This is a genomic window from Nonomuraea sp. NPDC049378 (genome assembly GCF_055586745.1).
Genome location: NZ_JBVJHP010000014.1, coordinates 327980 through 339118 on the forward strand (window position 1 = coordinate 327980; position 11139 = coordinate 339118).

Sequence of the window (11139 nt, forward strand, 5' to 3'; positions counted from 1 at the left end):
CATCCACCCCTCTGACAACAGTTGTCCGATTACTACACTTTCGGTGAGAAATGCCCCCCGAACCACCGGAGGATCAGTTGAGACTGTCGTCTCTGCTGGCAGGCGCGATCGCCTTGGCCGCCTCCGCGGCCGCGCTCGTCGCCACACCCGCCCTCGCCGACCCCGAAACGAAGATCGACCCTGCGATCACGGCGAGCGGCGAGCACCGCGCCATCGTCCGCGTGCAACAGCCCGACCAGGTGAAGTCCCTGCTGTCCAGCGCTGAGAAGATCAAGCGGGGCAAGAAGAACCTCATCGCGGAACCGCCCGCCGCAGTGGCCGGCGCGCTGGACTTCTTCGTCTACCGCGGGACCCGCGCCGAACTCGAGAAGCTCGCCGAGCAGACCGCGGTCGTCTCGATCCGCAAGGACAAGCTCAACAAACCCTCGCTGGTGGAGAGCATCCCCCTGATCGGCGCCGACCAGGCGCACGCCGGCGGCACCACTGGCAAGGGCACGGCCGTCGCGATCCTGGACACCGGGATCGACACCGACCACCCCGCCTTCGGCGACCGCATCGTGTCCGAGGCGTGCTTCTCCGCCGAAGACCCCGCCGACGGCTCCACGCCGCTGTGCCCCAACGGCGCCGAGTCCCAGGTCGGCGCGGGCGCCGCAAGCGCCGAGAGCGCCGCCTGCCTGCAGGACGCCCCGCAGCCGCAGTACGGCCTCTGCTACCACGGCACCCACGTCGCCGGCATCACCGCCGGCCAGCGGACCGCCGACTTCGCCGCCGACGGCGTCGCCCCCAAGGCGCTCATCGTGCCGGTGCAGGTGTTCAGCCGGTTCGACGACTCGCCGTACTGCTCCGGCCGGCCCGTCTGCATCCTGGCCTACGACTCGTCGATCCTGACCGGCATGGCGTACGCCGACCTGATGACGTCCCAGTACAAGATCGCTTCTGTCAACCTCAGCCTGGGCGGCGGCGCCTACACCGCCGCCTGCGACACGGGCGACGGGGCCGACTTCAAGGCCGAGGTCGACAAGCTGCAGGCCAAGGGCGTCGCCACGGTGGTCGCCTCGGGCAACGAGGGCTTCGACGCGTCGGTGTCGTGGCCGGCGTGCGTCTCGAACACCGTCGCCGTGGGCGCCACGGACAAGAAGGACGCCGTGGCCACCTTCTCCAACCGCGGCACGCTGATCGACGTCTACGCGCCGGGCGTGTCCATCACGGGGGCGATCGCCAGCAACACGTACGCGACGCTCAGCGGCACCTCGATGGCCGCCCCGCACGTGGCGGGCGCCTTCGCGCTGCTGCACCAGAAGCGCCCCAACGCCTCGGTGGACACGCTGCTGGAGACGTTGAAGAGCACCGGCAAGCCGATCACGTACAAGAGCGGGAACACGGAGGTCACCACGCCCCGCATCGACGTGTGGGCCGCGCTGAGCGCCAGGTAACCATCGAACACCCCGGGTGGGTGCGGCACCTACCGCCACCCACCCGGTCGGGTGCGCGAAACCCGCCCGATTCGCGGCCCGCTCCGCCCCGCTCTCCGTGGCGGTCAGAAAGTGAGAGCGATCTGATAGCGAGCCCTGATGTGCTGGTCAGACGTCAACCGACGTGTCCGCACATACAGGAGGAAAAGCTCGTGACCCGCACGTCGCGGAACTCGTTCCGCCCGAGGCCGCGCACGCTGCGTGATCAGCAGCCCAGGCCCCTGAGCAGCTGATCGAGCCTGGCGTAGTTGGGATCAGCAGGCCTGAGCAGTGCGCGCGCCTCCTCCCAGGAGGCGCGCGCGTCGTCCGGGCGGCCCATCGCGAGCTGGATCTCGCCCCGGGTCGTCAGCGCCTCGACCTGGCCGCTCACGTCGGCCAGCCGCAGGGAGATCACCAGCGCCTGCCGGCAGTGTTCCAGGGCCGTCGGGTATTCGGCGGTCCCCTCGCACGCCGCGGCGAGGTTGGTCAACGCGCACGCCTCCTGCAGCTCCAGGCCGTGCTCCTGGTAGATCTCCAGCGCCTCGCGGGTGTGCCCCAGGGCGTCGGCGCAGCGCCCGGCCAGGATCTCGGTGGCGCCGTAGTTGAGCAGCGCGTGCGCCCGGACCACCGCGGAGGCCGCCGGCCGGGCGGCGATCTCCGCCTCCCGGTGGCAGGCGAGCGCGCGGTCGAAGTCCCCGGCCCGCTGCCAGACCAGCCCGAGCACGCTCAACGCCCGTGACGTCTTCGCGGGGTCGCCGAGCCGCTCGGCGTGCCGCAGGGCTTCGCGCAGCGTCGCGTCGGCTTCGTCGTACGCGCCGGTGACGGAGTAGGCGCCGCCGAGCACGAACGCGGCCTGGTATCCGGCCAGCGGATCGCCGAGCTCCTCCGCGCACTCCAGGCCGGACCGGCCCGCCGCCAGCCAGTCCGCGAAATAGCGTGACCGGTCGAGGAAGTCGCGTATGTCGACAGCCAGCTGCCAGCCGTGGTCCGGCAGGCCGTGATCGGCAGCGGCGCCGACGGCGGCGACCAGCGTGCTCCGTTCGGTCTCGAACCATTCGGTTGCCGCACCGCTGCCGGGAAGGGCGGGCAGCGGAACCGCGCTCTCGCCGATGCCGCGCGAGAGCGGGATCGGGCGTGAGAAGCCGAGCGCGATCCGCGCCTCGTTCGCCGCCCGGACATACCAGTCGAGCACCCGGCGCAACGCCGCCGCGCCCGCCTCGGACCTGTCGGCGGCCAGCCGCTCGGCGGCGTACTCCCTGAGCAGGTCGTGCAGCCGGTAGCGCCCCGGCCGGCGCGCTTCCAGCAGGTGCACGGCGGCCAGCCGGTCGAGCAGGGCGCGCGCCGCGGCCGGCACGACGTCCAGCAGCGCCGCCGCGCCCGGCAACCCGATGTCGCTGCCCGGGTAACAGCCGAGGTGGGTGAACGCGCGCGCCAGGTCCGGCGGAAGCAGGTCGTACGACCACGAGAACACCGTACGCAGGTCGGCTCCCGGATCGCTGTCGGCCAGGGCGTCCAGCGGGCTCCGGCGCTGCCGCAGATCGTCGACCAGCTCGGCGAGGGAACGGTCGGGGTGCTGGGATCCCAGCTCGGCGGCGATGCGCAGGGCCAGCGGCAACCGTCCGCACAGCAGGGCCAGCTCGGCCAGCGCGTCGGGTTCCGCCTCCGCCCTGTGCCGCGGGATCGCCGCCGTCAGCAACGCCATGGCGTCGGCGTCGGGCAGCTCGCGCAGCGCCACCCGGTGCGCCCCATCGCGCGCGGCCAGGCCGCGCAGGTCGCTCCGGCTGGTCACGATCACGAAGCAGTGGGAGCCCGGCAGCAGCGGCCGGACGTGCTCGGCGTCGTGGGCGTTGTCGAGGAGCAGCAACATCCGGCGGCCGGCGAGCAGGGTGCGCAGCAGCGCCGCGGCCTCCCCCGCGTCGTTCGGAACCCGGTCCGGCGGCGTGCCGATCGCGCGCAGCAGCCGGCCGAGCGCCGCCTCCGCCGTGACCGGCCGGCCAGGGCCGTAGCCGTGCAGGTCGAGGTAGAGCTGCCCGTCGGAGAAACGATCCTGCCTCAGCCTGGCCCAGTGCACCGCGAGCGCGGTCTTGCCCGCGCCGCCGACGCCGTGAACCGCCACCAGGGCGAGCCCGCTGCCGGACCAGCGAACGAGGTGCTCGTCGAGCGCGGCCAGCTCGGCCGTCCGACCGGCGAAGCCCGCCGGCGCCGGGGGCAGCTGCCGCGGCGTCACGCGTTCCGGCTCTGGGCTTCCCGCCAGCAACCGCCGGTGCAGGCGTTGCAGGCGCGCCGACGGGTCCGCGCCGAGGGTGTCCGCGAGCGTGTTCCGTACGGACTCGTACGCCTCCAGCGCCTCGGCCTGCCGCCGGTCCGCGATCAGCACGGTCAGCAGCCGCTCCCAGAGCGACTCGCGTACGGGGAAGCGCGCGGTCAGCACGCGCAGCTCGGCGATCATCGCGCTCGGCGCGCGGTCGCCGAGCGCCAGGTCCAGATCGATCCGCCGCTCGACGGCCGCCAGGTAACGCTCGGTCAGCGCGGGCGCGTGGTCGCGCTCGAGCGAGTCGGACGCGACGTCGCCGAGCGGCTCGCCCCGCCACAACTCCAGCGCGTCCCGCAGCAGCTCGCGGGCGCGCCCGGGCTCGTCGTCCGTGGCCTGCTCCGCGGCGCGGACGAGCCGGTCGAAGCGCGACGCGTCCACCTGATCGGGGTCGACGTCCAGCAGGTAGCCGTCGACGACGTTGCGCACCAGCCCGCCGAACTGCGGCCCGAGCAGCCGCCGGAGCCGGTGCACGTTGTTCTGCACGGCCTCGCGAGGGCTCGACGGCAGGTCGGCGCCCCAGATGCGCTCGGTCAGGACGTCGACGGGCACGACGCGCCCCGGCAGCACGGCCAGGCTCGCCAGCAGAGCCCGCTGCCGTTTCGAGGCGATCCTCACGGTACGGTCCGGCAGCCGCACCTCGAACGGTCCGAGAAGGCGGATCGAAACCTCGGGCACCCCGCCGCGCTCCTTTCCCCTGAGCCATGCGTTCAGGTCGAAACTATCTGCAACCGGGCGCTCACGCGTACAGGTCGTCGAGGGCGACCAGCCGGACGTCTCCCGGCATGCCTTCCTGGAAGCCCGCGCCGCCGTAGCAGGTCAGCACCGTCCCGCTGGTGTCGTATCCCTTGACCGCCAGCAGGTCCCTGGCCCGTCGCAGCCGCTCCACGTGGCCGGTGGTCATGACCTTGTCCCACTTCGCCTCCCCCAGGGAGAGCACGCCGCGCGGCCGCCCATGCTCCTCCTGGGCGAGAACCGCCACGTCCACCTCAATCTGCGTGCGATTGTGCGGGTCCGCCACGGTTCCGGCGGCCACCCTGCCGGGAAGCTCGCCGAACATCTCCCCGTCCGAGAGCATCGTCCACTCGCGGCAGATGGCTTCGAAGTGCGGGCCCACCACCTGTGACAGGAAGGTGGCACGGGAGTTGCGCCAAGCGGCCTCGGGCTGGACGCGCTCCAGCCGGTCCCATTCGCGCCGCATCACTGCCTCATAGAAGACGATCAAAGGTTCGCAGATGCGATAGAGAGATCTGCCCTTTCTGAACGCGTCCGCCTCACGAGCGATCAGCTGTGAATCTTCCAAGACCGACAGCGGGTGCCCGATATCCGGGGATTTCCGGCCTATATGGGAGGCGATGCCACCACGCGTGGCGTTCCCCGAGGCAATGGCCCCCAGCACCGCGTGGTGGATGGCCGTGTGGCCGAAGCGGGTCAGCGCCTCGGTCTCCGTCTCGTCCGTGGCCGCGAAGAAGAATCCGCCGACCTCCCGGATCAGGGCGTCGAGCAGATAGGTCTTGCCCTGGCGACGCCTCCCGCTCACGATGCCGAGCCGCACGTCGGGATCGTGTCGCCTAGGGTGGCTTCATGGACGCAGGCAAGGCGATCTTCGAAACCGTCGACAAGCTTCGCCAGCGGCGCACCGCCCCGCTGGTGCTGGAGCTCGACCTCACCGAGGGCCTCACCGAGGGCCCGCCGTCGGATCCGCTCGCCGCGGTGTTGTCGATGCGCAAGCCGCGCCTGTCCGACGTCCTGTCGGGGCTGCGGCGGGCCAGGCAGGACCCCAGGGTCAGAGGGCTGGTCGTCAAGGTCGGGGGCAACCCGATGGGCCTGGCCATGGTGCAGGAGTTGCGCCAGGCGGTGACCCACTTCCGCGCCTCGGGCAAGCCGGCCGTCGCGTTCGCCGAGACGTTCGGCGAGTTCGGCGGCGGCACCGTGCCCTACTACCTGGCCACCGCCTTCGAGCGCGTCTACCTGCAGCCGAGCGGCGACGTCGGGCTGACCGGCGTGGCGGTCGAGCAGCGCTTCGTCAAGGGGACGCTGGCCAAGCTGGGCGTCGGCTACGAAGTGGGCCAGCGGCACGAGTACAAAACCGCCGCCAACACCTTCACCCAGGACCACATGACCGAGGCCCACCGCGAGTCGATCGGCCGCATCGTGGAGTCGGTCACCGAGGGCCTGGTCGCGGGCATCGCCGAGGGGCGCAGGCTCGACCCCGCCAAGGTGCGCGAGCTGATCGACCGGGGCCCGTTCACCGCCGCAGAGGCGCTGGAGGCGGGGCTGGTCGACGAGCTGGCCTACCGCGACGAGGTCTACGACGAGGTCAAGCGTTCCGCGGGGGCCGAGGCGCACCTGCTGTACGTCTCCCGCTACGCCAGGAGCACGGCCGTACGCAAGCTGCCGCAGCCGATGGCCGACGCGGTCGCGCTCGTCCACGGCCACGGCATGATCAGGTCCGGCCGCAGCGGGCGCAGCCCGGTGGGCGGGGGCGGGGCGATGGGCTCCGACACGATCAGCGCCGCGTTCCGGGCGGCCCGGCGCGACGAGCACGTCAAGGCCGTCGTGTTCCGGGTCGACAGCCCGGGCGGCTCCTACGTCGCCAGCGACACGGTGTGGCGCGAGGTGACGCTGACGCGCAAGGTCAAGCCGGTGATCGTGTCGATGGGCGACGTGGCCGCCTCCGGCGGCTACTTCGTGTCGATGGGCGCCGACGTGATCGTGGCGCAGCCGGGCACGCTGACGGGCTCGATCGGGGTCTACGGCGGCAAGGCCGTCCTCGCCGAGCTGTTCGAGAAGATCGGGATGAACACCGAGCTCGTGGGCAGCGGGGCCAACGCCGGGATGTTCGCCACGTCCCGCGGGTTCTCCTCCGAGCAGTGGGAGCGGATCAACGCCTGGCTCGACCGGATCTACGACGACTTCGTGAGCAAGGTGGCCGCGAGCCGCGACCTCACCCGCGACCGCGCACACGAGCTGGCGAGGGGCCGGGTGTGGACCGGCGCCGACGCGCAGGCGAGCGGGCTGGTCGACGAGCTGGGCGGGCTGGAGGACGCGCTGGCCCTGGCGCGCGGGCGGGCCGGGCTGGCCGACGACGCGCCGGTGCGCGCCTATCCCCGGCTCAACCCGCTGGAGCGCCTGCGCGGCCCCGACTCGAGCGAGGACAAGTCGGCCGCGCTGGCCAGGATCCGCATGGACGCCTGGGGCCCGCTGGCCCGGCTGTCGGCCGAGCTCGGCCTGCCCGTCGCGGGTCCGCTCATCCTGCCCGCGTGGTACACGATCCGCTGACCTCGGCCGGCGTGCGGCCCGCCGTCACGCGCCCGCGGCGCTGCAGCGGCGCCGACGGGTGACGTGACGCCCGCGGTCACGCGCCTGTCGGGCGATAGCGGCCGCGGAGTCGTACGAGGGGTTGGAGCTCGGGCTCGACGTAGTCGATCGCGAGGACGGTGGCGATGTAGAGGGTGTGGTCGCCGGCCGGCACCACCTTGGTGGTCTCGGCCTCCAGCGCGGCCACCCCGCCCGCCACCACCAGCGCCTGCGTGTGCGGCCCCCGGTGGTGCGGTGTGCCGGCCACCAGCAGGCGGGCGCTGGGCCGCCCGGCGGTGGCGAACCGGCTGGCGATGGCCGCCTGACCCGACGACAGCAGTGACGCCACCCAGCGGTCCTGGCGCAGCAGCACCTCGTTCAGGTAGCCGCGGCTGCCCAGGCTCACCAGAACGAGCGGCGGCTCCATCGAGACGGACATCAGCGCCGAGATCGTGGCGCCCAGATCGTCGCGCCCGTCGCGTACGGTCACCACCGCCACGCCGGCCGCGAGTTGCGCCATCGCCTCCGTGAACTCGCTCACCGCGAGGGCCTCCGGCTTCGTGAGGCCCTCGCGGCGGGCGTCAGGCGAGGCCGTTGGAGGTCAGCCATTCCTCGGCCACCATGGCGGGCTCGTCCTTGTTGACGGAGATCTTCTGCATCATCTCCAGCAACGACTCCGTGGTCAGCTTGGCGGAGATCCCGTTGAGCGTCGTGCGGATCGTGTCGGAGGCGGACGCCTTGTGGAGCAGCGGCGTCACGTTCTGGGCCGGGAAGATGTTCTTGGTGTCCTGGAGCGGCACCAGGTTGTTGGCGGCGATCTTCGGGTCGGTGCTGAAGACGTTGCCGACCTGGATCGTGCCGTCCTTCAGCGCGTCGGCCGTGGTGGGCCCGGTGGGCTTCCACTCCTTGAACTCGACCCCGTAGACGTCCTTGAACCGTGCTTCCCACCGCTTCTTGAACTCGGGCGGGCCACCGACGATCATGCTCTTGGAGACCTTGGCGAGGTCTTCCATGGTGGTGAGCGACTGCTTGGTCTGGGTGTCCTTGGTGACGGACAGGGTGTCCTTGTCCTCGGCGGGTGAGGAGTCGAGCACCTCCAGCTCGGTGGGCAGCTTCTCCTTCAGCGCGGTGTTCACCTCGTCGGTGGTGGCGGCCGTGGCCGCCTGGTCGATGAAGGCGAGCAGGTTGCCGTTGTATTCCGGCACGATGGTCAGGCCGCCGCTCTTGACCTGGTCGTAGACGGCCTCGCGGCTGCCGATGCGCGGCTTCTCCTCGACCTGCACGCCCTTGGCCTCGAGGGCCTGGGCGTAGATCGAGGCGAGCAGCACGCTCTCGTCGAAGTCGAACGATCCGATGACGGCCTTGCCCCCGCCCGAGGCCGAACCGCTGGGGGCCGCGCTCGTGGTGTCGAGCGGGTTGCCCGTGCTGCCGCCGCCACCGCAGGCGGCCAGCGTGAGGACCGCTGACACGAGCACCGCCGCGGTGCCGAACATGCGTCTCATGGTGTTTCCCTTCTCAAGCGGGAGGTTATCGAATATTCACTCGCTGGCTCACCCCCGGCGAGACCGTCACCCTCTGCGCGAGCGCGAACAGGAGCTGCACCACCAGGGCGAACAGCACAATGAGTACAGAACCCCCGACGACGCTCGCGTAATCCTTCGTCGCGAAACCGTCGATCACGTAGCGTCCGAGGCCGCCGAGCCCGGTGTAGGCCGCGACCGTCGTGGTGGCCACGACCTGGATCGCCGACAGCCGGCAGCCCAGCAGGATCAGCGGCAGCGCGACCGGCACCAGCACCCGGCCGAGCACCTGCCCGCCGCGCAGGCCCATCCCGTACGCCGCGTCGCGCAGCTCGGGATCGACCCCTTTGACGCCCTCGAAGGTGTTGACCAGGATCGGCGGCACCGACAGCAACACCAGCGGGATGATCACCGGCCAGATCGAGGCCGTGCCCAGCAGCAACACGAACATCACCAGCAACCCCAGCGTGGGCAGCGCCCTGGCCAGATTCGCGGAGACGACGATCAGCACCTCACCCCGGCCCGTGTGCCCGATCGCCAGCCCCAGCGGCACGGCCACCAGCACGGCCAGCAGCAGCGCCAGCGCCGAGAACTCGAGGTGCTCCAGCAGCCGCATGGGGATCCCGCCGGGCCCCGACCAGTTGGCGCCGTTGCCGAAGAACTCGGCTATCCAGACGAAGAACGAGGTCAGCCAGTTCACGACGCCGCCCCCTTCCGCACGCGTACCCAGGGGGTGAGCACCCGCTGAGCCAGGACCAGCAGGCCGTCGGCGATCAGCGCCAGCAGCACGATCAGCACGATGCCGACGATCACCGGCGGCATGAACGGGTTCTGGTACGCCCGGGTGAACAGCCCGCCGAGGCCACCCTGCCCGATCAGCGCGCCCACGCTGACCAGGCTGATGCTGGAGACCGCGACCACCCGGAGGCCGGCCAGCACCACCGGCACCGCGATCGGCAGCTCCACCGCCAGCAGCCGGCGCAGCGGCGAGAAGCCCATCGCGACCGCTGACTGGCGCACGTGGTCGGGCACCGAGTCCAGCCCGCCGACCACGGCCGGGAGCAGGACGGCCACGCCGTAGAAGGCGAGCGGGATGATCACCGTGGTCTGCGACAGCCCGGTCACCGAGATCAGCAGCATGAAGACGGGCAGCGAAGGCAGCGCGTAGATGACGTTCATCAGGCCGGAGGCGGGCTGGTAGAGCCAGCGCCAGCGCACGCAGGCCAGGCCCAGCGGCAGTGCCACGATCAGCGCGAAGAGGATCGGCACGAGCGACATGGTCAGGTGGTCGATGAGCAGGTCCTTGATGCTGCCCGCCCGGCCGGTGTCCCAGTTGCGCCCGATCCATTCCCACAGGGAGGGAGGACCGTCACCCATCTGCGGCCTCCGCCAGCGCCTCGTCGAGCGCCTCCCTGGTGGCCACGCCGACGACCCTGCCCTCGTCGTCCACGGCCACCGAGCAGCCGGACGGCGACAGCAGCGCCGCGTCGAGCGCCGAACGCATCGAGTCGCGGCCGTACAGGAACGTCCCGAACGGCTCCAGCTCTCCGGGGCGCGCCCCGGAGATCCAGCCGACCGGCCCGCCCTGCTCGTCGACGACCAGCCGCCACGGCTCCTGCGACGAGCCGTCGCCGCCGTCCTGCCGGACCGTCAGATCGGTACGCAGGCGCAGCCCTTCCGTCGAGACGAACTGCAGCCGCCTGATCCCCCTGTCGTGCCCGAGGAACTCGCGGACGAAGTCGTCGGCCGGCTCCGACAGCAGCGTCTTGGGCGCGGCCAGCTGCGCCAGCCGGCCGCCGACGCGCAGCACAGCCACCCGGTCGCCGAGCTTGATGGCCTCGTCGATGTCGTGCGTGACGAACACGATGGTCTTGTTCAGCTCGTCCTGCAGCCTGAGCAGTTCTTCCTGCAGGGTCGTGCGCACCACGGGGTCGACCGCGCTGAACGGCTCGTCCATGAGCAGCACGGGCGGGTCGGCGGCCAGCGCCCTGGCCACGCCCACGCGCTGCTGCTGCCCGCCCGAGAGCTGGAACGGGTAGCGGCCGGCCAGCGCCGGGTCGAGCCCGACGCGTTCCAGCAGCTCCATGGCCCTGTCGCGGGCCTTCTTCCGGTCCCAGCCGAGGAGGTAGGGGACGGTGGCGATGTTGTCGACGATCTTCCGGTGCGGGAACAGGCCGGCCTGCTGGATGACGTACCCGATGCCGCGGCGCAGGGTCGGCGGGTCGATGCTCTGCACGGGCACGCCGTCGAGGAGGATCTGTCCCTCCGAGGCGTCGATCATGCGGTTGATCATCCGGAGTGAGGTCGTCTTGCCGCAGCCCGAGGGCCCGACGAGCACGGTGATCTCGCCTGTGGGAGCCTCCATGGTGAGGTCGTCCACGGCGACCGTTCCGTCCGGGAAACGTTTGGTGACAGCGTCGAATGTGATCACGCGCGAACTCTCGCTCGGTGGGCTTGGGGGGGGGGGGGGGGGGCCCCGCCCCCACCCCCCCCCCCCCCCCTTGCCCCCCCCCCCCCCCCCACCGGCTGTGTAAAGGCCCCAAGAAAGAAAAAACGG

The 11139-nt window shown here is 71.5% G+C and carries 9 protein-coding genes; 2 read left to right on the plus strand and 7 right to left on the minus strand.

Translation table 11 applies throughout. The features are described 5' to 3' along the window. Positions 1-77: 77 nt before the first annotated feature. On the plus strand, positions 78-1433 hold the full coding sequence (locus ACZ6SA_RS30175; protein WP_465831881.1) for a S8 family peptidase: 1356 nt from the start codon (positions 78-80) through the stop codon (positions 1431-1433). A 244-nt stretch (positions 1434-1677) separates the two neighbouring features. Here the strand turns inward: ACZ6SA_RS30175 and ACZ6SA_RS30180 are convergent, their stop codons facing one another. Next, positions 1678-4440, minus strand: a complete 2763-nt coding sequence (locus ACZ6SA_RS30180) for an AfsR/SARP family transcriptional regulator (protein WP_465831883.1) — start codon at positions 4438-4440, stop codon at positions 1678-1680. Between the two features lie 61 nt (positions 4441-4501). Continuing rightward, positions 4502-5317 (minus strand): hypothetical protein, encoded by an 816-nt coding sequence (locus ACZ6SA_RS30185; RefSeq protein ID WP_465831885.1) that lies wholly within the window; start codon positions 5315-5317, stop codon positions 4502-4504. Positions 5318-5346: 29 nt separating this feature from the next. On the opposite strand from ACZ6SA_RS30185, the gene sppA reads away from it, so the two are divergent. Then, positions 5347-7044, plus strand: coding sequence for a signal peptide peptidase SppA (sppA, locus tag ACZ6SA_RS30190; RefSeq protein ID WP_347645458.1), 1698 nt, complete (start codon positions 5347-5349; stop codon positions 7042-7044). A gap of 76 nt (positions 7045-7120) precedes the next feature. Here sppA and ACZ6SA_RS30195 read toward each other — a convergent pair whose 3' ends face one another. Genes ACZ6SA_RS30195 through ACZ6SA_RS30215 form a run of 5 tightly spaced genes read right to left on the minus strand, consistent with a single transcriptional unit; the run spans position 7121 to position 11013 of the window. Further along, positions 7121-7603 (minus strand): flavin reductase family protein, encoded by a 483-nt coding sequence (locus tag ACZ6SA_RS30195; RefSeq protein ID WP_465831887.1) that lies wholly within the window; start codon positions 7601-7603, stop codon positions 7121-7123. 40 nt (positions 7604-7643) lie between these two features. Further along, positions 7644-8564 carry an ABC transporter substrate-binding protein gene (locus tag ACZ6SA_RS30200; RefSeq protein ID WP_443154861.1) on the minus strand — a complete coding sequence of 307 codons (921 nt, stop codon included), beginning with the start codon at positions 8562-8564 and terminating at the stop codon, positions 7644-7646. Positions 8565-8589: 25 nt separating this feature from the next. Continuing rightward, positions 8590-9282 carry an ABC transporter permease gene (locus ACZ6SA_RS30205; RefSeq protein ID WP_465831890.1) on the minus strand — a complete coding sequence of 231 codons (693 nt, stop codon included), beginning with the start codon at positions 9280-9282 and terminating at the stop codon, positions 8590-8592. After that, positions 9279-9959 (minus strand): ABC transporter permease, encoded by a 681-nt coding sequence (locus ACZ6SA_RS30210; RefSeq protein WP_347645462.1) that lies wholly within the window; start codon positions 9957-9959, stop codon positions 9279-9281. Before ACZ6SA_RS30210 ends, ACZ6SA_RS30205 begins: the two co-directional genes overlap by 4 nt. Then, on the minus strand, positions 9952-11013 hold the full coding sequence (locus ACZ6SA_RS30215) for an ABC transporter ATP-binding protein (RefSeq protein WP_443154863.1): 1062 nt from the start codon (positions 11011-11013) through the stop codon (positions 9952-9954). The genes ACZ6SA_RS30210 and ACZ6SA_RS30215 overlap by 8 nt, the downstream gene beginning before the upstream one ends. Between the last annotated feature and the right edge of the window lie 126 nt (positions 11014-11139).